The organism is Immundisolibacter sp. (genome assembly GCF_014359565.1).
In the GTDB taxonomy this organism is placed as follows: domain Bacteria; phylum Pseudomonadota; class Gammaproteobacteria; order Immundisolibacterales; family Immundisolibacteraceae; genus Immundisolibacter.
On sequence record NZ_JACIZD010000001.1, the window covers coordinates 174420 to 199931 of the forward strand.

The following is a 25512-nucleotide window of genomic DNA, read 5'->3' on the forward strand; positions in this document are numbered from 1 at the left end:
AGCAAGGCTTGCGCGACCGGGCCGCGCCGGTCAGCGGTCGGCTATTTCGCGTCCTGCTCGCGGATGCGACGCAGCAGATCGCTGGTCGAGCGTGTGTGACGGAAGCGGATCGAGTGCACCTGCCCGGCGTAGCTGCGCACGAAGTCGGCGCCGACGATGGACTCGACCGGCCAGTCGCCGCCCTTGACCAGATGATCCGGACGCACGGCGTGGATCAGCGCCAGCGGCGTGTCGTCGTCGAAGGCCACCACCAGGCTCACCGCCTCCAGCGCCGCCAGCACCGCCATGCGCTCGGCCAGCGGGTTGATGGGTCGGTCCTCGCCCTTGCCCTGGCGGCGCACCGAGGCGTCGCTGTTGACGCCCACCACCAGGCTCGCGCCCAGCGCGGCGGCGCGGTCCAGGTAATCGACATGCCCGGCGTGCAGGATGTCGAAGCAGCCGTTGGTGAACACGATCGGTCGCGGCAGGGCGGCCAGACGACCCGCCAGCTCGGCCGGGTCGGTGACCAGTTTTCTGGCGTAGCGGGGTGGGGCCTCGCTCACCGTGGCAGCTCGTCGATCAGCTCGCACAGGCAGTGCAGGATCAGGATGTGAACTTCCTGGATGCGCGCGGTGACCTGCGCCGGCACGCGTATTTCGATATCGGCCGGTCGCAACAGGGGCGCCAGCGCGCCGCCGTCCCGGCCGGTGAGTGCGACGACTCCCAGTCCGGCCTGCTGGGCGGCTTCGATCGCGCGCAGGATGCCCGGCGAGTTGCCGCTGGTGCTGATGGCCAGCAACACATCCCCCGGCCGGCCCAGCGCCTGCACCTGGCGGGCGAACACATGCTCGTAACCGTAGTCGTTGGCGACCGCGGTCACGGTGGAGCTGTCCGCGTGCAGGGCGATCGCCGGCAGGGCGGCGCGTTCGCGCTCGTAACGGCCCAGCAGCTCGGCGCTGAAATGCTGGGCATCCGCCGCGGAACCGCCGTTGCCACACACCAGCAGCTTGCCGCCGCCGCGCAGACTGGCCGCCAGCAAGCTGCCGGCGCGCGAAATGGCCGGCGCCAGCGCATCCGCGCTGGCCAGTTTCAGCTGCGCGCTTTCGTGGAAGCGCGCGGCAACGAGGGCAATCGGGTCCATGCGGCTCAGGTAGCCCGGTCAGTCGTTGGTGAAGGCATTGCGCAGCCATTCCAGGTGCCCGCCATCGACCGCGCCGGTGATGCTGACGATGTCGAAACGGCACGGCGGCGGCGTGCGCTGGTCCAGGCTCTGCAGATAGTGCTGTGCGGCCAACAGTATGCGGCGGCGTTTGGTCGGGGTGACCGACTCGGCAGCAGTCCCGAAAGCGGCGCTGCGCCGACTGCGCACTTCCACGAACACCAGCTCCTTGCCGTGACGGGCGACCAGATCGATCTCGCCACCGGCGACGCGGTAATTGCGCGTCAGAATCTGCAAACCCTGCGCCGTGAGGTGCGCGGCGGCCCGGTCTTCGGCCGCCCGGCCGCGCTGCAGATGCAGTGCGCCGGTGCTCACGGCAATCCGCCGGGCGTCAGCGGCACCGGCATGCCGCCGCTGAAACGGGCGCAGGCGAGCACGCGCCGGTGCAGGGTGCCGTCGGCTTCCAGGCCCAAGGCACCGGTCAGGCCCTCGGGCAGGGCATCGACCGTGCGCCCCAGACGAAGCTCCCGGCCCACCGCGTAGGCATCGGCGCCCAGTGCCAGCAAACGCGGCGGTTCGCGGTCCAGCTGCGGCCAAGCCTGGCGCGCCGCGGTCAGGGGCCCGCCGTCGCCGGACAGCGTCTGCCGGTTCAGCGCCCACGGGCTGTCGCAGAACACGACGTTCTGGAGGTCGGCATCGGCCGGATCCGGACTGCCACTCCATACCTGCGAGGTGGTCAGCACCGGCAGGTCGAACAGGCCCACGTAGGCCAGCTGCGGCACGATCTGGCGGGCGTCGGTCGCGCTCGCGATGACGATCAGCGCCTGCGGGCCAGGCGGTGTCGGTGCGGCCACGGACGACACGCCCGGCGCATCCGGTGCGGCCGGCACCGTGGCTGCCAGGCGCGCGCCAAACAGGCCGCGCAGGGCGGCCGCAAAATCGGTGTCGCCAGCGTCGAAGGGAACAGCACCCGACAGCCGCCCGCCCTGCGTGGTCAGGGCCGCGCTGTACAGGTCGCGCAGGCGCCTGCCCCAGGCATCGTCCACGTACAGCATGGCCACGTCACGATAGCCGGCGGCCGCCAGCCACTGCGCGCCGGCGGCGGCCTCGTCGGCCGGATCCAGCGACAGGCGGTACAGGTTGACCTGGCCGACGGCCGGTTCGGGATTGTTCAGCGCCAGGGTCGGGCGCGGCAGGGGGGATTTGGCCAGCGCCGCCACCTCCGCCTTCTGCAGCGGGCCGATGACCGCGGCCGCCCCGTCCGCCAGCGCCTGCCGATAGCTCGTGAGCACGTCGTTGCCGCTGGCGTAGAAACGCAGCTCGGGCCCGCTGCCGTCGTGCAGGCGCGCCGCGACGATGCCGGTCGTGATGGCCTGTGCCGCACTGTCGAGGCTGCCGCCGTACGGCAGCAGCACTGCAAGGAAATCACCGCCAGTCAGCGCTGGGCCGGGTGCCGCAAAGCTGCCGGGAGGCAGTCGCTGCACGAGCGCATCGCGCTCGGCGGCCAGATCGGCCGGCGGGTGGAGCTCGAGAGTCGGCGCCAGCGCCGCGGCGGCAGCGACCGGATCACCCCGTCCCAGCGCCAGGCGGGCCAGCAGGAGCTGCTTTTGCGTGATCAGCCCATCGCCCAGCGGCGCCACGTCGATCTGGCCGAGCAGCGCCTGGCTGCTGGTGGTGTCGCCGGCCGCCAGCCACGCAGCGGCGGCGCGCAGTTGATATGCTTCGCGCCCCGGCGACGGGCGGCTGGCCGCCAAGGCCTGCCAGGCCTGCGCCGCGGCACCGTAATCGCCCCGCGCCTCGGCCTCGCGGGCCGGCTGTTCAGGGTCGACCGGCACCTGCGCCGGAGTGGGCGGCGGGGTCGGCGGCGGGCTTGCGCAGCCACCGCCGAGCACCACCAGCAACGCGGCCGCCGCCAGCTTCAGAAGCGGAACGTTCAAGGGACGGGCCGACCGGCTCCCGGACACAGGCAATGGAAACCAGGACATGTGGCGGCCGATTGTACGTGGTGGCCACGCCGCTCGGAAATCTGGCCGATCTGAGCCCGCGCGCGGCGCAGACTCTGGCGGCGGTGGCCGTGATCGCCGCCGAAGACACCCGCCACAGCAGGCCGCTGCTGAATCATTACGGCATCCGCACGCCGCTGCTGGCGCTGCATGAACACAACGAGGCGGCGCAGACCGGCCGCCTGATCGAGCGCCTGCGCCAGGGCGAGGATGTCGCCCTGATCAGCGATGCCGGCACGCCGGCCATCAGCGACCCCGGCCAGCGTCTGGTGGCGGCGGCGCATGCGGCGGGCGTCAGTGTGGTGCCGCTGCCCGGACCCTGCGCCGCCGTGGCGGCGCTCAGTGCCAGCGGCCTGCCGTCGGCGCGCTTCGCCTTCGAAGGTTTTTTGCCGGCGCGCGCGGCGGCCCGGCGGGCGGCGCTGGCGGCGCTGGTGGAGGAGCCGCGCACGCTCATCTTTTATGAAGCGCCGCATCGCCTGCTGGACCTGCTGGATGACATGGCTGCCGTGTTCGGCGATCGCCCGCTGGCGCTGGCCAAGGAATTGACCAAGATCCACGAGGCGGTGATCAACGGCGATGCCGAGAGCCTGAAAGCCTGGCTGCGGGCCGAGTCCGGGCGCGAGCGGGGCGAGTTCGTGCTGGTCGTGCAGGGCGCGCCTGAGCGCCCGCAGACCACGGACGACCTCGATGCCTTGCTGGGTCGGCTGCTGGCGGTGCTGCCGCTCAAGCAGGCCGTAACGGCCGCGGTGGCCGTGAGCGATGCGCCACGTAATCGCGTGTATCGATGTGCGCTTGCCTTGCAGACGGCGCCCCCGCAGCCCACACTTGCGCCCGCGGGGAGCCGGACAGGCAATCGCGCCCACCTGGATGATCTCCCGGAGGGCGAGGAAAGTCCGGGCTCCACAGGACGGGGTGCCAGGTAACGCCTGGGGGGCGCGAGCCTACGGAAAGTGCCACAGAAAACACACCGCCGATGGCGTCGCAAGGCGCACAGGCAAGGTTGAAAAGGTGCGGTAAGAGCGCACCGCGCGGCTGGCAACAGACGTGGCAGGGTAAACCCCACCCGGAGCAAGACCAAATAGGGGGACGGCTGGCCGAAAGGTCACGACGCGTGGTCCGCGCGGTCCCCGGGTAGGTCGCTAGAGGCGGTCGGTGACGGCCGTCGCAGACGAATGATTGCCCTCGACAGAACCCGGCTTATCGGCCGGCTCCCCGCCTGAATTCTTGTCGGCCCGGTCAGAATCCCTGAAAGCGCAGCTTCAGGTCGGTCACGTTGGTCGCGTTACTCAGCGCCGTGTCCTGGCTGATGTGACCGGCCTCGGCCAGGTCGTACAGGTAATCGTCGAAGGAGATCATGCCGTGCTGGCGGCCGGTCTTGATGACCTCGATGATGTCCGACTGGCGCTGCGGGTCCTCGATCATGTCGGCGATGGTCGGCGTGACCACCATCACCTCGAAGGCCGCCACGCGGCTGCTGCCGTCGGCCCGCGGCAGCAGCCGCTGGCTGATCACGCCGCGCAGGTTGGCGGCGATGGCCTTGCGCTGGGTGTCCTGCTCCTCGGGCGGGAAATACGACACCAGGCGGCTGATGGCGTCGTAGCAGTTGGGCGCGTGCAGGGTCGACAGCACCAGATGGCCGGTTTCGCTGGCGCGCACGGCAGTGGTGATGGTCTCCGCGTCGCGCAGCTCGCCGATGAAGATCACGTCCGGATCCTGACGCAGGGCGGCGCGCATGGCGCTGCCGAAATCGGGCGTGTCGATACCCACCTCGCGCTGGTTGATGACGGCCTGCTTGTCCTTGAACAGGTACTCGATCGGGTCCTCGATGGTGACGATGTGGCGCCGGTCGCGAAGGTTGATCATCTCGATCAGCGCCGCCAGGGTAGTTGACTTGCCTGAGCCGGTGGCGCCGGTCACCAGCACCATGCCGCGCTTTAGCTGGCTGAACATCTCGATCGTCGGCGGCAGGTTCAGGTCTGCGGCGGTGGGGATCTGCATCGTGATTGTCCGCAGGGACATGGCGATGGTGCCGCGCTGGCGATAGATGTTGGCGCGCACCCGGGCGACGCCCGAGAAGCCATGCGACAGGTCCACTTGATGGCGATCGGCGAACACCGCGCTCAGGCGCTCGTCCAACAGGGCCTTCGCCAGGATGTCCATGTCCTCGCTATTGAGCATGGGCTGGTCGGCCATCGGCTCGAGCTCGCCCAGGCGCCGCCAGTAGGGTGGTGCGCCGGACTTGAAGTGCAGATCGGATACCCGCTCGGCCACTGCCAGGGTGACCAGATGACGCAAGAACGGTTCCCCGTCACGGGCCGTGAGCGGCCTGCCGGCGGCGGCATTGGACGGTTCCGGGGCGGTGAATTGATCGGACATCGTATTCGGACTCCCGTCACTGGTATGCAAGCGACGCAGTTTAGCCAAGCCGGATACAGGCTGCCGTACCGAAGGTCATAAAAAGCCGCGGGGCGATGCGCAAATTCCTGCCTTGACAGGCCGTGAGCGCAGTTCCTATAGTGGCCACTCAAGTGGGGATTAGTGGGTCATTTTGGTTGAAATGTGGGGGCTGCACCCATAACCCGAGGGGAGCATGTTTCGCGGTATCACGGCGCTCAGTCTGGACGCCAAGGGTCGGATGGCCATTCCGAGCCGTTACCGTGAGCGCCTGCAAACCGACGCACAAGGCCAACTGATCCTGACTCTGGACCACCGCGGCCAGTGCCTGCTGCTGTATCCGCTGCCGGTGTGGGAAGCGATCGAGCGCGAGCTGATCGGCGCCCCCAACCTGCTCGAGGTCGTCGACCAGCTCAAGCACACCCTGATCGGCCACGCCACCGAGTGCGAGCCGGACGGCCAGGGGCGCATCCTGCTGCCGACGATGCTGCGCGAGCTGGTCGGCATCGATCGCCAGGTGACGCTGGTAGGTCTTGGCAACAAATTCGAACTGTGGGACGAGCAGGCCTGGGATCAGCGCCGCAAGGGCTGGCTGCGGGCGGCCCAGGACGGTGCGGTGAACCTGCCGGAGCAGCTCAGCCGGCTGGCGTTTTGATGAGCCATACAGGCGCCGGTACCCACCGGCCGGTCATGCTGGACGAGGTAATGCAGGGCCTGGCAATCCAAACGAGCGGCTGCTATGTCGACGGCACCTACGGTGGCGGCGGGCATGCGCGCGCGCTGCTGGCGGCGCTGGGACCCAACGGCCGGCTGCTGGCCATCGACAAGGATCCGGCGGCCGCCGCGCGGGCGCGGGCCGAATTCGCCGGCGATGCGCGCGTCAGCATCCACCACGGCAGCTTCGCGCGCCTGGGCGAGTTCGTGGACGCGCACGGTCTGCGCGGGCAGATCGCCGGGGTGCTGCTGGACCTTGGCATGTCGTCCATCCAGCTGGACGATGCCGGACGGGGTTTCAGCTTCATGCGCCCCGGGCCGCTGGACATGCGCATGGACACCAGCCGCGAACCGACCGCCGCGCAGTGGCTGCAGGACGCCGACCAGGGGCAGATCGAACAGGTCCTGCGCGAATTGGGCGAGGAGCGCTACGCGCGCCGCATCGCCGCCGCCGTGGTGGCGCGCCGCGCGCAGGCGCCGATCACCACCACCGACGACCTGGTCAACGTGGTGCGCGGCGCCATGCCGCGGCGCGAGCAGCACAAGCACTTTGCAACGCGCACCTTCCAGGCGCTGCGCATGGTGGTCAATCACGAGCTGGACGATCTGGCCGCCGGCCTGGACCAGGCGCTGTCGGTGCTGGCGCCCGGCGGACGGCTGGTCGTGCTGAGCTTTCATTCCCTTGAAGATCGTCCGGTCAAGCAGTTCATGCGCCTGCACGCGGGCCGCTTCGAGGGTGCGCACGAGCCGCCCGTGCTGCGCCTGGTGCGGGTGCCCAAGAAGGCCGCCGCGGCCGAACTGGCGGTCAATCCGCGCGCGCGCAGCGCCATCCTGCGCGTGGCCGAGCGCCTGCCCGATCCGGTGCCCGCCCATGATTGAGCGCATTGGACATCTGCTGCTGGCGGCGCTGCTGCTGGTCTGCTTCGCGTCGGCGCTGGGCGTGGTGCACATCAAATACCGCGAACGCCGCCTGGTGACCGAGCTGAGCGAGCTGCGCGAGAGCCGTGACCGTCTCGACAGCGAGTGGAGCCGCCTGCTGCTGGAAGAGGCCACGTTGACCACGCATGCGCGGGTCGAGGGCAAGGCGCGCGACGAGCTGGGCATGGTCCTGCCGCAGCCGCAGGAAATGGCGCAGGTGCGACGATGAGCGCCGTGTTCTCGCGCCCGCGTCACTACCTGGTGCTGGCCCTGCTCCTGCTGGCCGGTGGCGCGCTGATGGTGCAGGCCGTGTACCTGCACACGCTGCGCACGCAGTTCCTGAAAGGCCAGGGTGATGCGCGCGCCCTGCGCACCGTGTCCATCAATGCCCATCGCGGCATGCTGCTGGACCGCAACGGTGAGCCGCTGGCCATCAGCGCGCCGGTCGATTCGGTATGGGTCGTGCCGGAGGATTTTCGCAAGGCGCGGCAGCGCTGGCCCGAACTGGCGCATGCGCTGGGGCTGGACCCGACGCAACTGTCGGCCACCGTGGCGGCGCGGGCCGACACCAAATTCGCCTATCTGCGCCGCGCGGTGCCGCCGGAAATGGCCGATGCCGCCCTGGCACTGAAGCTGCCCGGCGTCTATCGCCAGCGTGGCTACCGCCGTTACTACCCGCTGGCCGAAGCCGCCGGCCACGTGGTCGGCTACACCGATATCGACGACCACGGCCAGGGCGGGCTCGAAGCCGCCTATGACGGCCACCTGCGCGGTACGCCGGGCAAAGAACGCATCGTGCTCGACGCCCGGCGTCAACGCGTCGCCCTGCTCGAAACCATCGCCCCGCCGCGACCGGGCAAGGATCTGCGGCTGTCCATCGACCGGCGCATCCAGTACCTGGCCTACCGTGAGCTGAAAGCCGCCGTGCTGCGCCACAAGGCCGCCTCCGGTATGGCGGTGATGCTGGATGTGGCCAGCGGCGAGGTGCTGGCCATGGTCAACCAGCCGACCTTCAACCCGAACGATCGCGCCGACCAGGATCCGGACCGCCGCCGCAACCGGGCCGTCACCGATCCGTTCGAGCCGGGCTCCACCATCAAGCCGTTCACCGTGGCCGCCGCCCTGGCGCACCACAGCTTCGATCCGCACCGCGTGATCGACACCTCCCCCGGCTACCTGCGCGTGGCCCGGCATACCGTGCGCGATGTGCACAACTACGGCGCGCTGGACATGGCCGGCGTGATCCGCAAGTCGAGCAATGTCGGCGCGGTGCAGATCGGCCTGTCCATGACTCCGGCGCAGATGTGGGAAAGCTTCGCCCGCTTCGGTTTTGGCGTGCCCACCAGCACCGGCTTTCCGGGCGAAGCCAGCGGCCTGCTGCGCGCCGCGCAAAGCTGGCGACAGGTCGAGCAGGTGACCATGGCCTTCGGTTACGGCGTATCGGGCACGGCCCTGCAATTGGCACGTGCCTATGCCGCGCTGGCCAGCGGCGGCCTGCTGCGGCCGGTCAGTTTCCTGGCCGTTCCGGCCAGCGAGCAGCCGGCCGGTGAGCGCGCCCTGCCGGCGGATGTCGCGGCCGAGGTCAACGCCATGCTCGAAGGCGTGGTCGGGCCGGGAGGCACGGCCACCAAGGCGGCCATCGCCGGCTACCGGGTGGCCGGCAAGACCGGCACCACGCACATCGCGGCCGGCGGCAGCTACGACCGTCGCCGCTATCTGGCCACCTTCGCCGGCTTCGCGCCGGTCAGCAATCCGCGTCTGGTGCTGCTGGTCAGCCTGCGCGACCCGCAGGGCGCCTATTACGGCGGTGAAGTGGCGGCGCCGGTATTCCAGAGCGTGATGGCGGGCGCCCTGCGCATGCTCGGCGTGGCGCCGGACGCGCTACCGGCGGCGCCGCTGATCCCGCCGACGCCGGCTGCGACACCGAACCTGCTGCAGGCGGCGGAGCGCCGCCTGTGATGGTCGCTCGCAAAGCCAACCCGACGACGGTGCCACTGGCCACGCTGCTGGCCGGTTGGCTGGACGGCGAACCGAGCGCCGGCCGGGTCGGCGACCTCGCCGTCAGCGGCCTGTGCAACGACAGCCGGTTGGCACAACCGGGCGATCTGTTCCTGGCGGTGCCCGGGCGGCGCACCTCGGGCGCCCGGCACCTGGAGCAGGCCATCGCGGCCGGCGTCGCGGCGGTGCTGATCGACGCCTCCCTGCCGCTGCCGACCGGCTTGCCAGTGCCCGTGCTGGCGCTGGCGGACCTGGCCGCCCGGCAGGGCATCATCGCCGCGCGCTTTCATGGCGAGCCGTCCAAGGCGCTGGCCGTGATCGGCATCACCGGCACCAACGGCAAGACCTCGGTCAGCCATTTCCTGGCCCAGTGCCTGCCTCGCTGCGGCATCCTGGGCACCGAGGGCAACGGCTTTCCCGGTCGGCTGGAGCCGGCCAGCCACACCACACCCGACCCGCTGGCCCTGCAGTCCTGGCTGGCCCGCCTGCGCGACCAGGGCGCCCGCGCGGTGGCCATGGAAGTGTCCTCGCACGCCCTGCACCAGCAGCGCACGGCCGGCGTGCGCTTCGATACCGCCGTCTATACCAATCTGGGCCACGACCACCTGGACTATCACCGCGATCTGGACGACTACGCCGCCGCCAAGGCCGGCCTGTTCGCCAGCCCCGGCCTGCGCGCGGCGGTGCTCAACGCCGACGATCCCTACGTCGAGCACATGGCATCCGCCCTGGCGCCCGGCGTGCGCGTGCTGCGCTACGGCCTGCGCCACGGCCAGCTGCGCGGCCGTGCCGATGCCCGGCCGGGCGGGCTGCTGATCGACATCGACAGCCCGTTCGGTCAGGCGCGCTTCGCCAGCCCGCTGCTGGGCGAGTTCAACCTGTACAACCTGCTGGCGGTGCTGGGCGCCTTGCTGCTGGCGGACGTGCCGTTTGCCGAGGCCATCGAGAAACTGCAGGCGCTCACGTCCGTGCCCGGCCGCATGCAGGCCCTGCGCCGGCCCGGCGCGCCGCTGGTGGTTATCGACTACGCCCACAACCCGCCGGCGCTCGAATCGGTGCTGACGGCGCTGCGCGCGCATGTGCCGGCCGGCGGGCGCTTGTGGTGCGTGTTCGGCTGCGGCGGCGAGCGGGATGCCGCCAAGCGGCCGGTCATGGGTGAACTGGCCGTGCGCCTGGCCGATCGGGTGGTCGTCACCGACGACAACCCGCGCGGCGAGGCGCCGGCCGCCATCGCCGCCGCCATCCTGGCCGGCATGCCGCAAGGTGACGGTGTGGAGCTGATCCACGACCGCGCCTTGGCCATCACCCACGCCATCGCCAGTGCCGATGTGCGCGACGTGGTTCTGATCGCCGGCAAGGGCGCCGAGCGCTTCCAGATCGTCGGCACCGAACGCCGGCCGTTCAGCGATTTCGACTGCGCGCAGAACGCGCTCAAGGGGCGATCGTGATGTCCCTGGCACAGGCCGCCGTCATCGTCGGGGCCAGCGGTCGGCCGACCGGCGACTTCAGTGGCGTCAGCACCGACAGCCGCACGCTGCGCCCCGGCGAGCTGTTCGTGGCGCTCGAAGGTCCGCATTTCGATGGCCATGACTATCTGGCTGCGGTAGCCGCCGCCGGCGCCGCCGGGGCGCTGGTGCGCCGCGCCCACCCGGCGCTGCCGTGCCTGGAAGTGGCCGACCCGCTGACGGCGCTGGGCCAGCTGGCCGCCGCCTGGCGGGCGCGTTTCGACATCCCGGTGCTGGCGATCACCGGCAGCAGCGGCAAGACCACGGTCAAGGAACTGCTGGCCGCCGCCCTGGCCGGTCTGGGCCCGGTGCTGGCCACGCGCGGCAACCGCAACAACCACATCGGCGTGCCGCTGACGCTGCTCGAACTGCGGGACACCCACCGTGCGGCGGTGGTCGAGATGGGCATGAACCACGCCGGCGAGATCGCCCACCTGACCGACCTGACACGCCCGACGCTGGGCCTGATCAGCAACGCCGGTGCGGCGCACCTGGAAGGCCTGGGCAGCGTGGCGGCCGTGGCGCGCGCCAAGGGCGAGCTGATCGAGCGCCTGCCGCCGCAGGCGGTCGCGGTGCTCAACGCTGACGATGCGCACTGCCCGCTGTGGCGCCAGCTGGCCGGCGCTCGCCGGATCGTCAGCTTTGGGCTCGATCAGCCCGCCGAGGTGACGGCCGACTTCGAGCTCTCGGCCGACGGCACGGACATCGAGCTGCGCACGCCCGCCGGCAGCGCCCGCACCCACCTTGGCCTGCTCGGCCGGCACAACGTGCAAAACGCGCTCGCCGCCACCGCCGCCGCGCTGGCGGCCGGCGCGCGCCTGGCGGACATCGCCGCCGGCCTGCGCGCTGCCCGGCCGGTGCCGGGGCGGCTGTGCCCGCTGCCGGGGCTCTGCGGCGCGCGGCTGATCGACGACAGCTACAACGCCAATCCCTTGTCGGTGCGCGCGGCCATCGCCGTGCTGGCCGAGCTGCCCGGCGAGCGGCTGCTGGTGCTCGGCGACATGGGCGAACTGGGTGCCGACGCCGCGGCCCTGCACGCCGAGTGCGGCGCCGCCGCGCGGGCGGCCGGAATCGAGCACCTGATCACGCTGGGACCGCTGTCGGCACACGCGGCGGCGGCATTTGGCGCCGGCGCTGTCGCCTGCCGTGAACTGGCGCAGCTTGTGGACGTCGCCGGCCGCCTGCTGCGAGCGGACGTGACCGTGCTGGTCAAGGGCTCGCGCAGTGCCGGCATGGAACGTGTGGTGCAGGCGCTGGCCGCGCACGGCGCGGACGCGGGCGGGCTGCACTGATGCTGTACCACCTGTTCGATGCCCTGAGCGATCAAATCAGCGGCTTCAACGCCTTTCGCTACATCACCCTGCGCGCCATCCTGGCGGCCCTGACGGCGCTGGTCATCTCGCTGGCCGCTGGCGGGCCGGTGATCCGCTACCTGACGGCGCTGCGCCTTGGCCAGCAGGTGCGCACGGACGGGCCGCAGTCCCATCTTGGCAAGGCCGGCACGCCCACCATGGGCGGCGCGCTGATCCTGCTGGCGATCGCCGTCACCACGCTGCTGTGGGCGGACCTGCGCAGCGCCAAGGTGTGGATCGTGTTCGCGGTGGCGCTGGCCACCGGCCTGATCGGCTGGCTGGACGATTACCTCAAGGTCACGCGCCGCAACTCGAAGGGCCTGAAGTCAAGGCACAAATTCCTGGGGCAGCTGGTGGTGGGCATGGCCGCCGCACTGGCCATCTACAGCCTGGTGCGGGTGCCGGCCGAGACCGTGTACATCGTGCCGTTCATCAAGGACGCCACCTTCCATCTGGGCTGGCTGTTCGTGCCGGCGAGCCTGTTGGTGATCGTCGGCTCCAGCAACGCGGTGAACCTCACCGACGGCCTGGACGGGCTGGCCATCCTGCCCACGGTGATGGTGGCCGCGGCGCTGGGCGTGTTCGCCTACGTGGCCGGGCATCAGGTGTTCGCCCGCTATCTGGGCCTGCCGTTCGTGCCGGGCGCGGGGGAGCTGGCCATCGTCTGTGGCGCCATGGTCGGCGCGGGCCTTGGCTTTTTGTGGTTCAACGCGTACCCGGCGCAGGTCTTCATGGGCGACGTCGGCGCCCTGGCGCTGGGCGCCACGTTGGGCACGGTGGCGGTGCTGATCCGCCAGGAACTGGTGCTGTTCATCATGGGCGGCGTGTTCGTGATGGAAACCGTGTCGGTGATGCTGCAGGTGGCCTCGTTCAAGCTCACCGGCAAGCGCATCTTTGCCATGGCGCCGCTGCACCACCACTTCGAGCTCAAGGGCTGGCCGGAACCGCGCGTGATCGTGCGCTTCTGGATCATCACCTTCATCCTGGTGCTGGTGGGTCTGGCCAGCCTGAAGATTCGCTGACGGCATGCACGCAGTGGCCTCACAACTGAAAAAACGCGTCCTGGTGGTCGGGGCCGGTGCCACGGGCCTGTCCTGCGTGCGCCACCTGTTGGCGCAGGGCTGCGAGGTACGGGTGCTCGACACGCGCCAGATTCCGCCCGGCCTGGCCGACTTGCGCCAGCTTGTGCCGGTCAGTGACATCTATCTGGGCGACTGGCCGGCGGCGGCGTTTGCCGGCGTGGACCAGATCGTCGTCAGCCCCGGCATCGGACTGGACAGCCCGGCGCTGGTCGATGCCGCCGCGCGCGGCCTGCCGCTGCTGGGCGACATTGAGCTGTTCGCCCGTGCCGTCAGGCGGCCGGTGCTGGCCATTACCGGCTCGAACGGCAAATCCACCGTCACCACCCTGGTCGGGCAGATGCTGAGCGGTGCCGGACGCTCGGTGGCGATGGGCGGCAACCTGGGCACGCCGGCACTGGACCTGCTGGCCGAACCGACGCCGGATGCCTATGTGCTCGAGCTTTCGTCGTTCCAGCTGGAACGCACGGCGAGCCTGCGCCCGGCTGCCGCCTGCGTGCTGAACCTCAGTCCCGACCACATCGATCGCCACGGCAGCTTCGCCGCTTATGCCGCCGCCAAGGCGCGGGTACTGAACGGCGCCGCGGTGGCGGTGCTCAGCCGCGACGATGCGGGCGTCGCCGCACTGGCCGGCGGGCTCGGCGCTACCCAGCGGGTGGTCTGGTTCGGGCTCGGCGCGCCGACCGGCGCGAGCGATTTTGGTCTTCTCGAACACGACGGCGCGCCGTGGCTGGCGCGCGGCGACGAGGCGCTCCTGCCGGCGACGGCGCTGCGCCTGCCCGGCCGTCACAACATCGCCAATGCGCTGGCCGCGCTGGCACTGGTCGACGCGCTGGGCGTGCCGCTCGCGCAGGCGCTGCCGGCGCTTCGCGAATTTCCCGGCCTGCCGCATCGCACGCAGTGGGTCGCCGAGCATGGCAGCGTGGCCTGGTACGACGATTCCAAGGGCACCAACGTCGGCGCCACGCTGGCCGCCATCGAGGGTCTGGCGCCGACCCGGCCCACTGGCCGGCTGGTGCTGATCCTGGGCGGACAGGGCAAGGGCCAGGATTTCGCGCCGCTGCGCGGGGCGCTGGCCGCGCATGGCCGGGCGGCGGTGCTGATCGGCGAGGATGCCGCGTCGATCGCCGACGCCCTGGGCGACGCCGTGCCGATCCAGCGCGCCGCCGACATGGATGCCGCGGTGGCGGCCGCCGCCGCGCTGGCCAAGCCGGGCGATGGCGTGCTGCTGTCGCCGGCCTGCGCCAGTTTGGACATGTTCAGCGGCTACGCCGCCCGGGGCGAGGCCTTCGTGCGCGCCGTGCGGGCGCTCGCCGGGGTGATCACCGATGGGTAGCATCGACACTGCTGCCCGCGCACCGGTCCCGGCCGCCGCCGGCCTGCGCGGTCCGGCCGAGTGGGATTTCGCGCTGCTGGGCGTGGCCGCCCTGCTGGCGGCGCTGGGGCTGATCGCCGTGTATTCGGCTTCGATCACGGTCGCCGCCCGCAGCGTCGGCGACAGCGAGTACTACCTGCAGCGGCAGGCGATGTATCTGGCCCTGGGTGTGCTGGGTGGGTATTTCTTCACCCAGACGCGGCTGGTGTTGTGGCATCGCCTGGCCGGTTTTGCGGTGCTGGGCGCCACCGTGCTGCTGGTGCTGGTACTGCTGCCGGGCCTGGGCATCGAGGTCAACGGCGCCGCCCGCTGGCTGGGCGGCGGTGGTCTGCGCGTGCAACCGTCGGAACTGGCCAAGCTCGCCTTTCTGATGTTCGCCGCCGCCCGTCTGTCGGAGGCCGACACGCCCGAGTTGCTGCGCGAGCGCATGCTGGTGATCCTGGTCAGTCTTGGCATCATCGGTGCGTTGCTGCTGGCGGAGCCGGATTTCGGCAGTTTCGTGGTGCTGGCGGCGGCCACCGGCGGTTTGCTGTTCCTGTATGGCGTGCGCTGGCTGTATTTCATCGGCCTGGGCGCGACCGGCCTGGCGGCGCTGGCGGCGCTGGCGGTCGCCTCGCCCTACCGCCTGGCGCGGCTGACCAATTTCCTGCACCCCTGGGACGACCCATTCGGCGCCGGCTTTCAGCTCACGCAGGCGCTGATCGCCTTCGGGCGCGGCGGCTGGTTCGGCGTGGGTCTTGGCAACAGCGTGCAGAAGCTGTTCTACCTGCCGGAGGCGCACACCGATTTCCTGCTCGCCGTGCTGGCGGAGGAACTGGGCCTGTTCGCGGTGCTGGGCGTGATCGGCCTGTTCGGCTTTCTGGTGATACGGGCGTTCACCATCGCCCGCCGCGCGGCCGCCAACGGCGACGGTTTCGCCGCGCTGCTGGGCTACGGCCTGGGCCTGACGATCGGCTTTCAGGCCTTCGTGAACCTGGGCGTGAACATGGGTGTGCTGCCGACCAAGGGCCTGACGCTGCCGCTGATGAGCTACGGCGGCACCAGCCTGGTGGTCAGCTGCCTGCAGATCGCGCTGCTGCTGCGCATCGACCACGAGCAGCGGATGCGCCGTGGTGTCAACGGCGCGCCGGCCATGACGGCGCAGCGCCGGGGGCGGCACTGATGCAGGTGCTGATCATGGCCGGCGGCACCGGCGGGCATGTGATGCCGGCGCTGGCGGTGGCCCGCGAGCTGCGCGTGCAGGGTCACGACGTGCGCTGGCTGGGAACCGCGACGGGGCTCGAGGCGCGCGCCGTGCCGGCGGCCGGCATCGAGCTGTTCACGCTGCCGGTGGCCGGCCTGCGCGGCACCGGCGCGCGGCGCTACCTGTCGGCACCGGCGGGCCTGCTGCGGGCGCTGGCGCAGGCCATCGGGCTGCTGCGCCGGCTGCGCCCGGATGCGGTGCTGGGCCTGGGTGGGTACGCCTCCGGACCCGGTGGCGTGGCGGCCTTCTTGCTGCGCAGGCCGCTGGTGATCCACGAGCAGAACGCCCGCCCGGGCCTCACCAACCGCCTGCTGGCGCGTCTGGCGCAGCGCGTCCTGGCCGGCTTTCCGGGTGTGCGCCTGGCCGGACGGGCGGCCGAATTCACCGGCAACCCGGTGCGCGGCGAGTTGCTCGACCTGCCGCCGCCCGGGGAGCGCCTGAGCGCTGCGCCGCGCCTGCTGGTGCTCGGCGGCAGCCAGGGCGCGCAGGCCATCAATGCGGTCGTGCCGCAGGCGCTGGAGCTGCTCAAGCAAAGCGGCGTGCCGCTGCCGCAGGTGCGCCACCAGGCCGGACGGCAGCACGCCCAAGCGGTGACGGCCGATTACCGCGCGCGCGGCGTGACGGCCACGGTCGATGGCTTCATCGACGACATGGCGGCCGCCTACGGCGCGGCGGATCTGGCCATCTGCCGGGCTGGCGCGCTGACCGTGGCCGAGCTGTGCGCGGTCGGCCTGGGCGCGTTGCTGATCCCCTTCCCGCACGCGGCCGACGATCACCAGACCGCCAATGCCCGCTACCTGGCAGGCGCCGACGCCGCCGTGCTGCTGCCGCAGGCGGACCTGACGCCGCTGCGCCTGGCCGAGCTGCTCGGATCGCTGCTGGCCGATCCGGCGCGGCGCCTGGCGATGGCCGAGGCGGCGCGCCGCCTGGCGCGGCCCGACGCCGCGCGCCGCGTGGCGGCGGCCTGCCTGGAGGCCGCCCATGCGTGATCGGGTGCGGCACATCCATCTGGTCGGCATCGGTGGCTCGGGCATGAGCGGCATCGCCGAGGTGCTGCTGAACCAGGGCTACCGGGTCTCCGGTTCGGACCTTGGCCTGAGCGCCGCGGCCGAGCGCTTGCAGGCGCTCGGTGCGCAGGTGCAGCGCGGTCACGCGGCCAGTAACATCGACGGCGCCGACGTGGTGGTGGTGTCGACCGCCGTGCCACCAGACAACGTCGAGATCACCGCCGCCCGCGCCCGCGGCGTGCCGGTGGTGCCGCGCGCCACCATGCTGGCCGAGCTGATGCGCCTGAAGGACGGCATCGCCATCGCCGGCACCCACGGCAAGACCACCACCACCAGCCTGGTGGCGCACCTGCTGGCGCAGGGTGGGCTGGATCCGACCTTCATCATCGGCGGCCGGGTCAATGCGCTCGGCTCCGGGGCGCGCGTGGGCGCCGGCCGCTACCTGGTGGTCGAGGCCGACGAATCGGACGCGTCCTTTTTGCACCTGAACCCGATCCTGGCGGTGGTCACCAACATCGACCAGGACCACATGGACACCTACGGCGGCGACCCGGCGCGCCTGCGCCAGGCCTTCGTGGAGTTCCTGCAGCGCCTGCCCTTCTATGGCCTGGCCGTGCTGTGCCAGGACGATGCGGGGCTGATGGCGCTGCGCCCACAAATCGGCCGATCGGTAGTGACTTACGGCCTGAGGCCGGATGCCGACCTGCATGCCGACGCGGTCACCCAGGATGGTCTGCGCATGCACTTCACGGCCCGCGCCGCGGGTCGCGCGCCGCTGGCGGTGACGCTGAACCTGCCCGGCCTGCACAACGTGCAAAACGCCCTGGCGGCGATCGCCATTGCCCGCGAGGTGGGCGTGGACGATGCCGCCATCGCACGGGGACTGGCGAGCTTCGAGGGCATCGGCCGGCGCCTGCAGCACCTTGCCGACGGCGCGCTGGACGGCAAGCACCTCACCCTGATCGACGACTACGGCCACCACCCGCGCGAGCTGCAGGCGACGCTGGACGCCGTGCGCGGCGCCTATCCCGGCCGGCGCCTGCTGACCGTGTTCCAGCCGCACCGCTACACCCGCACGCGCGATCTGCTGGACGATTTTGCCGCCGTGCTGTCGGCCGGCACCGACGCGCTGCTGCTGTGTGAGGTCTACGCCGCCGGCGAGGCGCCGATCGCCGGTGCCGATGGCCGCGCCCTGGCGCGTGCCATCCGCGGCCGCGGGCGCATCGAGCCGGTGTTCGTGGAGCACTTGGCCGACCTGCCGCACAGCCTGGCGGCGGTGCTGCAGGACGGCGATGTGGTGCTCACGCTGGGCGCCGGCAGCATCGGTCAGGCCGCGGCGGCGCTCGCCAGCCGCATCGCGGGGGCCGCATGAACGCCGCCGCTCACGCCGACCGGCCGGCCGTGCGTCGCCACGAGCCGATGGCCCGGCACACCAGCTGGCGCGTCGGCGGGCCGGCCGACATTTATTGCGAGCCGCAGAACCTGCCCGAATTGCAGGCATTCCTGGCCGAGCTGCCGGCCGATGTGCCGCTGCTGTGGATCGGCCTTGGCAGCAATCTGCTGGTACGCGACGGCGGCTTTCGCGGCGCGGTGGTGTGCCTGGGCAAGGGCTTTGCGCAGATCGAAACGCTGCCCGATGGCGGACTGCGGGCCGGCGCCGGCCTGCCCTGCGCCAGGCTTGCCCAGCATTGCGGGCGCGCGGGCCTGGCCGGCGGCGAGTTCCTGGCCGGCATTCCCGGCACGGTCGGCGGGGCGCTGGCCATGAATGCCGGCGCTCACGGCGGCGAGACCTGGCAGCGCGTCGCTGCCGTGCAGACCATCGACCGCGCCGGCACGCTGCACCGGCGCCTGCCGGACGCCTACCGCATCGCCTACCGCAGCGTCAGCGGCCCGCCGGGCGAGGGTTTCGTGGCGGCCGAATTCGCCTTCGAGGCCGCGCCCGTCGAACGCGTGCAGGCGGCCATCCACGCCCTGCTGCGCCGCCGCGCCGCGACCCAGCCCCTGCGACTGGCCAATGCCGGATCGGTATTCCGCAACCCGCCGGGCGATTTCGCCGCCCGGCTGATCGAGGCGGCGGGCCTGAAGGGCCTGACCTGCGGCCGGGCGCAGGTGTCCGAGCTGCACGCCAATTTCATCGTCAACCTTGGCGGCGCCCGCGCGGCCGACATCGAATCCCTGATCGACACCGTGCAGGCGCGGGTCGAGGCCGCCAGCGGCGTGCGTCTGGAGCCGGAAGTGCGGCGCGTCGGAGAGGCCAGCTGATGCGCGCGCCACAGAATTACGGACGGGTGGCGGTGCTCTACGGCGGCCGTTCGGCCGAGCGCGAGGTGTCGCTCAAGAGCGGCGCGGCGGCCCTGGCCGCACTGCGGCAGGCCGGCGTGGATGCGGTCGGTATCGACGCTGCCGCGCCGGATCTGCTGGCGCAGCTGACCGCTGGCGGATTTGCGCGCGCCTTCATCGCGCTGCACGGGCGCGGCGGCGAGGACGGCACCCTGCAGGGCGCGCTCGACTGGCTGGGCCTGCCCTACACCGGCTCCGGCGTGCTCGGCTCGGCACTGGCCATGGACAAGCAACGCGCCAAGCAGGTGTGGCAGGGCTGCGGCTTGCCGACTGCGCCGTATGCCCTGGCCGGACCGGACAGCGATTGGGACGCGCTGGCGGCGCGCCTGGGCTTGCCGCTGATGGTGAAGCCCTCCCGTGAGGGCTCGAGCATCGGCATGAGCAAGGTCGAGCGCGCCGCCGACCTGCCAGCGGCCGTGGCAGCGGCGATGGCCCACGATCCGCGGGTGCTGATCGAACGGTTCATCGGCGGCGGCGAGTACACCGTCGGCATCGTCGGCAACCGCGTGCTGCCGGCCATCAAGCTCGAAACGGATCGCGCCTTCTACGACTACGAAGCCAAGTACCTGCGCGACGACACCCGCTATCTGTGCCCGTGCGGGCTGCCGGTGGCGCAGGAACGCGCCCTGCAGCAGCTGGCGCTGGACGCGTTCGCGGCGCTGGACTGTTTCGGCTGGGGCCGGGTCGACCTGCTGCTGGACGACAGCGGCGCGCCGTACCTGATGGAGGCCAACACCGTGCCGGGCCTGACCGACCACTCGCTGGTGCCGATGGCGGCGCGCGCGGTGGGAATGGATTTCGGCCAGCTGATGCTGGCGATCCTGGACACCAGCCTGCACCAGCCGCAGGCCGCGCCGCGGCTGTTGGTGGCCGGGGAACAGGCCGATGTTTAGGGCACCGCCTCCGCCGCGCCCGCTGTACCAGTCCATCGGTGCGGCCTCGCTGCCGCGTCAGGGCGCCCGGCCGCAGCGGCGCGGCGCCCGCCTGCGCCCGCCAACGCTGCGCGAACAGGCGACGGTGTGGCTGGCAACCGCGCGCCAGATCGGGCACTGGGCGTGGCGGTTGGGTCTTGCCGCATTGCTGCTGGCGGCCATGGTCGGCGGCGCCCGGGGCCTGGCGTGGATCACCGACCCGGCGCGCTTTCCGCTGACCACGGTGGAGATCACCGGCGACCTGGATCACGTCGACCGGGCGGCGCTGCAAGGGCGTCTGCTGCCGGCCGCCGCGGGCGGCTTCTTCAGCGTGGACGTGGCGGCCGTGGCCGAGGCCGCGCGGCACGAGCCGTGGGTCAAGCGCGCCCTGGTGCGCCGCGTGTGGCCGGACAAACTGGTGGTGCAGATCGTCGGCCACCGGGCCATCGCCCGCTGGGGCGACGGCGGCCTGCTCAGCGACAGCGGCGAGGTGTTTGCGGTCGCCGGACCGCTGCCGGAGGCCTTGCCCCTGCTCAGCGGCCCCGCCGGTGCGCGGCCGCAGCGGGTGTTTGCCGACTACCAGCGCTTCAGCCGCCTGCTGGAGGGCCTGCCACCGGTGCGCGAGGTGCGTCAGGAGGCCCGTGGCGCCTGGCACATCGGGCTTGCCAACGGCATGACCATCACCGCCGGCCGCAAGGACGTGGCCGGCCGCCTGAAGCGCTTCGCGGCCGTCTACCGCAGCCGCCTGGCGGGCGTTGCGCCGCCGCTCGAAAGCGTGGACTTGCGCTACAGCGACGGCTTTGCGGTGCGCTTCAAACCGCCTTCCGAACCCGACCGCAAGGTCATGGATTTATGAGCAAGAAACAGGACAAGCGGCTGATTGCCGGCATGGACATCGGCACCTCCAAGATCGTCACCCTGGTCGGCGAGGTGACGCCCGAGGGCGAGCTTGAAATCATCGGCCTTGGCACGCACCCCTCGCGCGGGCTCAAGAAAGGCGTGGTGGTGAACATCGAATCGACGGTCGCTTCCATGCAGCGGGCGGTCGAGGAAGCCGAGCTGATGGCCGGCTGCCAGATTCATTCGGTCTATGCCGGCATCGCCGGCAGCCACATCCGCAGCATCAACTCGAACGGCATCGTTGCCATCCGCGACCGCGAAGTCACGCAGGCCGACGTCGACCGGGTGCTGGACGCCGCCAAGGCGGTGGCCATCCCGATGGACCAGCGCATCGTGCACGTGCTGCCGCAGGAGTTCGTGATCGACGAGCAGGAGGGCATCCGCCAGCCGGTGGGCATGTCCGGCGTGCGCCTGGAGGCGCGCGTGCACATCGTCACCGCCGCCGTCAGCGCCATGCAGAACATCGTCAAGTGCGTGCGCCGCTGCGGCCTGGAAGTGGACGAGCTGGTGCTCGAGCAGGTCGCCTCCAGCCATTCGGTGCTCACCGACGACGAGATGGAACTGGGCGTGTGCCTGGTCGACATCGGCGGCGGCACCACCGACATCGCGGTGTTCATCGGCGGCTCGATCGCACACACGGCGGTGATCCCGATCGCCGGCGATCAGGTCACCAACGACATCGCCGTGGCGCTGCGCACGCCGACCCAGTTCGCCGAGGAAATCAAGGTCAAGTACGCCTGCGCGCTGCGCCAGCTGGCCGGCGCCGACGACACCATCGAGGTGCCCAGCGTCGGCGACCGGGCGCCGCGGCGCCTGTCCCGGCAAACGCTGGCCGAGGTGGTCGAGCCGCGCTACGAGGAGCTGCTGCGCCTGGTGCAGGCCGAGCTGCGGCGCAGCGGCTTTCAGGATCTGATCGCCGCCGGCGTGGTGCTGACCGGCGGCAGTTCCAAGATGGAAGGCGTGGTCGACCTGGCAGAGGAAATCTTTCACACGCCGGTGCGGCTGGGTCTGCCGCACCGGGTCAGCGGGCTGGTGGACGTGGTGCGCAACCCGATCCACGCCACCGGCGTCGGACTGCTGCTGTACGCGCTCGAACAGCGCGCCACGCAGGAGCCGTCGCGGCGCAGCTTGAGCAGTTTCAACGGCATTTGGGCGAAGGTCAAAACCTGGTTTCAGGGGGGCGTATGACGATTCTGGGCGACAGAGGCAAGGGCAAAGGCAGGGGCGAGGCACGCGACACGATTCTTGGCCGGGGACCGGGCGGTTCTCGCGGTAAGCTACTGGACACCGGGGGCAGCACGAACATGTTTGAACTTATGGAACCAACCGAACAGAACGCCGTCATCAAGGTCATCGGCGTCGGTGGCGGCGGCGGCAACGCCATCGAACACATGCTGGCGCAGCAGATCGATGGCGTGGATTTCATCGTCGCCAACACCGACGCGCAGGTGCTGGGGCGCACGTCTGCACGGACCGTGCTGCAGCTGGGCACCGGCCTGACCAAGGGCCTTGGCGCCGGCGCCAACCCGGCTATCGGCGCGCAGGCGGCGATGGAAGACAAGGAACGCATCGCCGACGCGCTCGACGGCGCCGACATGGTGTTCATCACCGCCGGCATGGGTGGCGGCACCGGCACCGGCGCGGCGCCGATCATCGCGCAGATCGCGCGTGAGCTGGGCATCCTGACGGTGGCGGTGGTGACCAAACCGTTCGGCTTCGAGGGCCGCAAGCGCCTCGACATCGCCAACGAGGGCATCGCGGCGCTGGGCAAGCACGTCGACTCGCTGATCATCATCCCGAACGACAAGCTGATCACCGAACTGGACCGCAACTTCCGCCTGACCGAGGCCTTCAAGGCCGCCAATCAGGTGCTGCAGGGCGCCGTGCAGGGCATTGCCGAGCTGATCACCCGGCCGGGCCTGATCAACGTCGACTTCGCCGACGTGCGCACCGTGATGTCCGAGATGGGCATGGCCATGATGGGCTCGTCCAGCGCCAGCGGCGATGGCCGGGCGCGCATCGCCGCCGAAGCGGCCATCAGCAGTCCGCTGCTGGAGGACATCAACCTGTCCGGTGCGCGCGGCATCCTGGTCAACATCACCGCCGGCCTGGACATGTCGATCGGCGAGTTCGAGGAAGTCGGCAACGTGGTGCGGGAACTGGCCTCGGCCGACGCCTGCGTGGTGATCGGCACCGTGATCGATCCGGACCTGAACGACGAGATGCGCGTCACGGTGGTCGCCACCGGCCTTGATCGCAAGCCCGCGCGCACCACCCAGGAGCGCCCGGTGGAGCGCCCGATGGAGGTGGTGCGTGCCGCCACCGGCACCGACCCGTACAAGCGCTACGAACAGCCGACCGTGATTCGCCAGGAACGCAAGCGCGATCCGGTGCAGGCGTTTCGCGACAGCGACATGGAGTATCTGGAAATCCCGGCCTTCCTGCGCCGACAGGCCGACTGACCGTGCAGCCGGGCGGTCGGCCAGCAATGTAGACTGTGTTACCGGCGCGTGACAGGCGCCGGTGTCACCCCATTCCCAGGACCGGCGACGACGTGATCAGGCAACGCACCCTCAAGAACAGCATCCGCGCCACCGGCGTTGGCCTGCATACCGGGGCGAGGGTTCAACTGGCCCTGCATCCGGCGCCGGTCGATAGCGGCATTCGTTTCCGGCGTGTCGATCTGAATCCGCCGGTCATCATTCCGGCGCGCGCCGACACAGTCGGCGACACCCGCCTGTCGACCACGCTGGAATCCGGCGGGGCGCGGGTTGGCACCGTCGAGCACCTGCTGTCGGCCTTGGCGGGGCTGGGTATCGATAACGCCCTGATCGATGTCGATGCTCCGGAAGTGCCGATCATGGATGGCTCGGCCGGACCGTTCGTGTTCCTGATCCAGTCGGCGGGCATCTGCGAGCAGGACGCCCCGAAATCCTTCCTGCGGGTGCTGCGATCCATCGAGGCACTCGACGCTGACCGCTGGGTGCGTCTGGACCCCTACGAGGGTTTTCGGGTCAGCTTCGAGATCGAGTTCAGCCATCCGGCCTTCGACGCCAAGCCGGCGCAGGCCCTGGTCGATTTTTCGTCGACGGCTTTTCTGCGCGAGATCAGCCGCGCCCGCACCTTCGGTTTCATGCATGAGATCGAGTCCCTGCGCGCACAGGGACTGGTGCAGGGCGGCAGCATGAAGAACGCCGTGGTGGTCGACGGGACGCGTATCCTGAACGAGGACGGGCTGCGGTATCGGGACGAATTCGTCAAGCACAAGGTGCTGGACGCGATCGGCGACCTGTACCTGCTCGGCTGCAGCCTGATCGGTGCCTTCTCCGGCTTCAAATCGGGTCATGCGCTCAACAACCGGCTGCTGCGCCGCCTGCTGGCCGACGCCGGCAACTATGAAATCGTTACCTTCAACTGCGCGCAGGAGTTACCGATTTCCTACATCGAGGCCGCGGCCGCCGCCTGAACTGATGCGGGCGCGGGTTCAGGCGGCCCACAGGCCCGCTGGCCTAGAACCGCCCGGTCTGCCGGGCGCGGGCCAGGTCGGCGTACCAGGCATCCAGCCGTTCGGCGGTGATGCGATACCCGAAGGTCGACCACGGCTCGCCGTGCAGTTGGGCTCGTCCATCGGCGATCAGGATCGGCACCCGCACCACCCCGTAGGCCTTGGCAAGTCCAAGGTCCATGCCGATTTCGATGTCCCGCTGGGAATCCTCGAAATCGCGCAGCCAGGCATTCACGTCCAGACCCACGTCGCGCGCACAGCGGGTCAGCACATCCGGATCGGCGACGTTGTCGCAGTCGCTCAGGTGGGCCTGCTGCGCCCGATCGAAATAATCCCAGTGACCCTGCGGGCCAGCCTGTTTTTCGGCTGCCTTGCAGCCACGTTGCGCCGGCATCGAGTACGGGTAATCGAAATCGCGGCTCATCATCAGCTCCGGCCGGATGCGGTGCTCGTGCTCGACCCGCACCGCGTCGCCCCAGTGCTGGAGCACGATTTCGTGCTTGGCCGCCTTCGGATCCGGAAACAAACGCGTGAACAAGGTGCGGTCTGTACCCAGCGGCCAGGCGCGGTGAATCACCTCCACCTGGGGATGGGCGGATACAAACGCCCGCAGCCGCTCGGATGCGTTGAAACACCAGCATGACAGGACGTCATGAAAGAACTCGAGCCGCATCGAAAGCATGGACGCCTCCCTCGGGGCCGCTGCGTGAACATGCCCGCGATAGTGGGCCCCGTGCCCCCGGCGCACAAGGGCCGAGGCGCGGGTTGCCGTCCGGTTGAGGCATTACCCCCGGCCGCATACAATCCGAGGTTTACCGAAAGGCTGTCGAGAACTGAATGGCAAAGGAAGAAGGCATTGAAATGCAGGGGACGGTGGTGGAAACCCTGCCGAACACGACCTTTCGTGTGCGACTGGAGAACGGCCACGTCGTCACCGCCCACATCTCCGGAAAAATGCGCAAGCACTACATCCGCATCCTCACCGGTGATCAGGTGACCGTGTCGCTGACACCCTACGACCTGAGCAAGGGCCGAATCACCTACCGGGCGCGCTGACCAGCGTCGGGCCGGTCTGTCACCCGCACACGCCGAACGCCTGCCGCCCAGCCCAGCAAAACGGCCGGCGCGCA

Annotated in this window: 24 protein-coding genes, 1 other RNA gene and 1 pseudogene; 20 read left to right on the top strand and 6 right to left on the bottom strand. The window is 70.6% G+C overall.

Going from position 1 to position 25512, the window contains the following annotated elements:
- Positions 1–41 precede the first annotated feature (41 nt).
- The 4 genes from rfaE2 to H5U26_RS00835 are packed head-to-tail and all read right to left on the bottom strand — an operon-like array spanning position 42 to position 3075.
- Positions 42–542 (bottom strand): D-glycero-beta-D-manno-heptose 1-phosphate adenylyltransferase, encoded by a 501-nt coding sequence (gene rfaE2, locus H5U26_RS00820; protein ID WP_290615696.1) that lies wholly within the window; start codon positions 540–542, stop codon positions 42–44.
- Positions 539–1120, bottom strand: coding sequence for a phosphoheptose isomerase (locus H5U26_RS00825; RefSeq protein ID WP_290615697.1), 582 nt, complete (start codon positions 1118–1120; stop codon positions 539–541). The genes rfaE2 and H5U26_RS00825 overlap by 4 nt, the downstream gene beginning before the upstream one ends.
- A gap of 18 nt (positions 1121–1138) precedes the next feature.
- A complete protein-coding gene (locus tag H5U26_RS00830) occupies positions 1139–1513 on the bottom strand; it encodes a YraN family protein (RefSeq protein WP_290615698.1) in 375 nt (124 codons plus the stop codon).
- Positions 1510–3075, bottom strand: a complete 1566-nt coding sequence (locus H5U26_RS00835) for a penicillin-binding protein activator (protein WP_290615699.1) — start codon at positions 3073–3075, stop codon at positions 1510–1512. Before H5U26_RS00835 ends, H5U26_RS00830 begins: the two co-directional genes overlap by 4 nt.
- Before the next feature lie 32 nt (positions 3076–3107).
- Between H5U26_RS00835 and rsmI the strand changes: the two are divergent.
- Together rsmI and rnpB are read left to right on the top strand one after the other, a co-directional pair.
- A pseudogene (rsmI, locus tag H5U26_RS14870) lies at positions 3108–3935 on the top strand (16S rRNA (cytidine(1402)-2'-O)-methyltransferase); the annotation flags it as partial.
- Positions 3936–3978: 43 nt separating this feature from the next.
- Positions 3979–4357: RNase P RNA component class A (rnpB, locus tag H5U26_RS00845), an RNA gene on the top strand.
- 20 nt (positions 4358–4377) lie between these two features.
- Here rnpB and H5U26_RS00850 read toward each other — a convergent pair.
- On the bottom strand, positions 4378–5517 hold the full coding sequence (locus H5U26_RS00850; RefSeq protein WP_290615701.1) for a PilT/PilU family type 4a pilus ATPase: 1140 nt from the start codon (positions 5515–5517) through the stop codon (positions 4378–4380).
- Between the two features lie 214 nt (positions 5518–5731).
- Between H5U26_RS00850 and mraZ the strand changes: the two genes are divergently transcribed.
- From mraZ to lpxC, 17 genes are all read left to right on the top strand, one after another.
- The gene (gene mraZ / locus H5U26_RS00855; protein ID WP_290615702.1) at positions 5732–6190 is read left to right on the top strand and encodes a division/cell wall cluster transcriptional repressor MraZ; all 459 of its coding nucleotides are present in this window, start codon (positions 5732–5734) and stop codon (positions 6188–6190) included.
- A complete protein-coding gene (rsmH, locus tag H5U26_RS00860; protein ID WP_290615703.1) occupies positions 6190–7128 on the top strand; it encodes a 16S rRNA (cytosine(1402)-N(4))-methyltransferase RsmH in 939 nt (312 codons plus the stop codon). Before mraZ ends, rsmH begins: the two co-directional genes overlap by 1 nt.
- Positions 7121–7396, top strand: a complete 276-nt coding sequence (gene ftsL / locus H5U26_RS00865) for a cell division protein FtsL (protein ID WP_290615704.1) — start codon at positions 7121–7123, stop codon at positions 7394–7396. Before rsmH ends, ftsL begins: the two co-directional genes overlap by 8 nt.
- Entirely contained in the window at positions 7393–9126 is a 1734-nt protein-coding gene (locus H5U26_RS00870; RefSeq protein WP_290615705.1) for a penicillin-binding protein 2, read from the top strand. Before ftsL ends, H5U26_RS00870 begins: the two co-directional genes overlap by 4 nt.
- Positions 9126–10613 (top strand): UDP-N-acetylmuramoyl-L-alanyl-D-glutamate--2,6-diaminopimelate ligase, encoded by a 1488-nt coding sequence (locus H5U26_RS00875; RefSeq protein ID WP_290615706.1) that lies wholly within the window; start codon positions 9126–9128, stop codon positions 10611–10613. The genes H5U26_RS00870 and H5U26_RS00875 overlap by 1 nt, the downstream gene beginning before the upstream one ends.
- Complete coding sequence (murF, locus tag H5U26_RS00880; RefSeq protein ID WP_290615707.1) at positions 10613–11962, top strand: UDP-N-acetylmuramoyl-tripeptide--D-alanyl-D-alanine ligase; 1350 nt, start codon at positions 10613–10615, stop codon at positions 11960–11962. The genes H5U26_RS00875 and murF overlap by 1 nt, the downstream gene beginning before the upstream one ends.
- On the top strand, positions 11962–13044 hold the full coding sequence (gene mraY / locus H5U26_RS00885) for a phospho-N-acetylmuramoyl-pentapeptide-transferase (RefSeq protein ID WP_290615708.1): 1083 nt from the start codon (positions 11962–11964) through the stop codon (positions 13042–13044). The genes murF and mraY overlap by 1 nt, the downstream gene beginning before the upstream one ends.
- Before the next feature lie 4 nt (positions 13045–13048).
- Positions 13049–14437, top strand: a complete 1389-nt coding sequence (murD, locus tag H5U26_RS00890) for a UDP-N-acetylmuramoyl-L-alanine--D-glutamate ligase (protein WP_290615709.1) — start codon at positions 13049–13051, stop codon at positions 14435–14437.
- Complete coding sequence (ftsW, locus tag H5U26_RS00895; RefSeq protein WP_290615710.1) at positions 14430–15638, top strand: putative lipid II flippase FtsW; 1209 nt, start codon at positions 14430–14432, stop codon at positions 15636–15638. Before murD ends, ftsW begins: the two co-directional genes overlap by 8 nt.
- The gene (gene murG, locus H5U26_RS00900; RefSeq protein WP_290615711.1) at positions 15638–16708 is read left to right on the top strand and encodes an undecaprenyldiphospho-muramoylpentapeptide beta-N-acetylglucosaminyltransferase; all 1071 of its coding nucleotides are present in this window, start codon (positions 15638–15640) and stop codon (positions 16706–16708) included. The genes ftsW and murG overlap by 1 nt, the downstream gene beginning before the upstream one ends.
- Positions 16701–18098 carry a UDP-N-acetylmuramate--L-alanine ligase gene (gene murC, locus H5U26_RS00905; protein WP_290615713.1) on the top strand — a complete coding sequence of 466 codons (1398 nt, stop codon included), beginning with the start codon at positions 16701–16703 and terminating at the stop codon, positions 18096–18098. Before murG ends, murC begins: the two co-directional genes overlap by 8 nt.
- Positions 18095–18988 carry a UDP-N-acetylmuramate dehydrogenase gene (gene murB, locus H5U26_RS00910; RefSeq protein WP_290615715.1) on the top strand — a complete coding sequence of 298 codons (894 nt, stop codon included), beginning with the start codon at positions 18095–18097 and terminating at the stop codon, positions 18986–18988. The genes murC and murB overlap by 4 nt, the downstream gene beginning before the upstream one ends.
- Positions 18988–19959, top strand: a complete 972-nt coding sequence (locus H5U26_RS00915) for a D-alanine--D-alanine ligase (RefSeq protein WP_290615717.1) — start codon at positions 18988–18990, stop codon at positions 19957–19959. The genes murB and H5U26_RS00915 overlap by 1 nt, the downstream gene beginning before the upstream one ends.
- Positions 19952–20833, top strand: coding sequence for a cell division protein FtsQ/DivIB (locus H5U26_RS00920; RefSeq protein ID WP_290615719.1), 882 nt, complete (start codon positions 19952–19954; stop codon positions 20831–20833). Before H5U26_RS00915 ends, H5U26_RS00920 begins: the two co-directional genes overlap by 8 nt.
- Positions 20830–22065, top strand: coding sequence for a cell division protein FtsA (ftsA, locus tag H5U26_RS00925; RefSeq protein ID WP_290615721.1), 1236 nt, complete (start codon positions 20830–20832; stop codon positions 22063–22065). The genes H5U26_RS00920 and ftsA overlap by 4 nt, the downstream gene beginning before the upstream one ends.
- A 116-nt stretch (positions 22066–22181) precedes the next feature.
- Complete coding sequence (gene ftsZ, locus H5U26_RS00930) at positions 22182–23339, top strand: cell division protein FtsZ (RefSeq protein WP_290615723.1); 1158 nt, start codon at positions 22182–22184, stop codon at positions 23337–23339.
- Positions 23340–23431: 92 nt separating this feature from the next.
- Positions 23432–24343, top strand: a complete 912-nt coding sequence (gene lpxC / locus H5U26_RS00935; protein WP_290615725.1) for a UDP-3-O-acyl-N-acetylglucosamine deacetylase — start codon at positions 23432–23434, stop codon at positions 24341–24343.
- Positions 24344–24386: 43 nt separating this feature from the next.
- On the opposite strand, the gene H5U26_RS00940 is transcribed toward lpxC, so the two are convergent.
- The gene (locus H5U26_RS00940; protein WP_290615727.1) at positions 24387–25064 is read right to left on the bottom strand and encodes a DsbA family protein; all 678 of its coding nucleotides are present in this window, start codon (positions 25062–25064) and stop codon (positions 24387–24389) included.
- Positions 25065–25219: 155 nt separating this feature from the next.
- On the opposite strand from H5U26_RS00940, the gene infA reads away from it, so the two are divergent.
- On the top strand, positions 25220–25438 hold the full coding sequence (gene infA, locus H5U26_RS00945) for a translation initiation factor IF-1 (protein WP_068804272.1): 219 nt from the start codon (positions 25220–25222) through the stop codon (positions 25436–25438).
- The last annotated feature ends 74 nt before the right edge of the window (positions 25439–25512 follow it).

What these genes read in the sequence shown, in the direction of transcription:
- rsmH (WP_290615703.1), top strand. Translation starts at nt 6,190, where the DNA reads ATGAGCCATACAGGCGCCGGTACCCACCGGCCGGTCATGCTGGACGAG.
- murG (WP_290615711.1), top strand. Translation starts at nt 15,638, where the DNA reads ATGCAGGTGCTGATCATGGCCGGCGGCACCGGCGGGCATGTGATGCCG.
- ftsL (WP_290615704.1), top strand. Translation starts at nt 7,121, where the DNA reads ATGATTGAGCGCATTGGACATCTGCTGCTGGCGGCGCTGCTGCTGGTC.
- H5U26_RS00940 (WP_290615727.1), bottom strand. Translation starts at nt 25,064, where the DNA reads ATGCTTTCGATGCGGCTCGAGTTCTTTCATGACGTCCTGTCATGCTGG.
- H5U26_RS00875 (WP_290615706.1), top strand. Translation starts at nt 9,126, where the DNA reads ATGGTCGCTCGCAAAGCCAACCCGACGACGGTGCCACTGGCCACGCTG.
- H5U26_RS00850 (WP_290615701.1), bottom strand. Translation starts at nt 5,517, where the DNA reads ATGTCCGATCAATTCACCGCCCCGGAACCGTCCAATGCCGCCGCCGGC.
- ftsA (WP_290615721.1), top strand. Translation starts at nt 20,830, where the DNA reads ATGAGCAAGAAACAGGACAAGCGGCTGATTGCCGGCATGGACATCGGC.
- murD (WP_290615709.1), top strand. Translation starts at nt 13,049, where the DNA reads ATGCACGCAGTGGCCTCACAACTGAAAAAACGCGTCCTGGTGGTCGGG.
- ftsW (WP_290615710.1), top strand. Translation starts at nt 14,430, where the DNA reads ATGGGTAGCATCGACACTGCTGCCCGCGCACCGGTCCCGGCCGCCGCC.
- infA (WP_068804272.1), top strand. Translation starts at nt 25,220, where the DNA reads ATGGCAAAGGAAGAAGGCATTGAAATGCAGGGGACGGTGGTGGAAACC.
- murF (WP_290615707.1), top strand. Translation starts at nt 10,613, where the DNA reads ATGTCCCTGGCACAGGCCGCCGTCATCGTCGGGGCCAGCGGTCGGCCG.
- mraY (WP_290615708.1), top strand. Translation starts at nt 11,962, where the DNA reads ATGCTGTACCACCTGTTCGATGCCCTGAGCGATCAAATCAGCGGCTTC.
- H5U26_RS00915 (WP_290615717.1), top strand. Translation starts at nt 18,988, where the DNA reads ATGCGCGCGCCACAGAATTACGGACGGGTGGCGGTGCTCTACGGCGGC.
- ftsZ (WP_290615723.1), top strand. Translation starts at nt 22,182, where the DNA reads ATGTTTGAACTTATGGAACCAACCGAACAGAACGCCGTCATCAAGGTC.
- murC (WP_290615713.1), top strand. Translation starts at nt 16,701, where the DNA reads ATGCGTGATCGGGTGCGGCACATCCATCTGGTCGGCATCGGTGGCTCG.
- H5U26_RS00825 (WP_290615697.1), bottom strand. Translation starts at nt 1,120, where the DNA reads ATGGACCCGATTGCCCTCGTTGCCGCGCGCTTCCACGAAAGCGCGCAG.
- H5U26_RS00870 (WP_290615705.1), top strand. Translation starts at nt 7,393, where the DNA reads ATGAGCGCCGTGTTCTCGCGCCCGCGTCACTACCTGGTGCTGGCCCTG.
- mraZ (WP_290615702.1), top strand. Translation starts at nt 5,732, where the DNA reads ATGTTTCGCGGTATCACGGCGCTCAGTCTGGACGCCAAGGGTCGGATG.
- murB (WP_290615715.1), top strand. Translation starts at nt 18,095, where the DNA reads ATGAACGCCGCCGCTCACGCCGACCGGCCGGCCGTGCGTCGCCACGAG.
- H5U26_RS00920 (WP_290615719.1), top strand. Translation starts at nt 19,952, where the DNA reads ATGTTTAGGGCACCGCCTCCGCCGCGCCCGCTGTACCAGTCCATCGGT.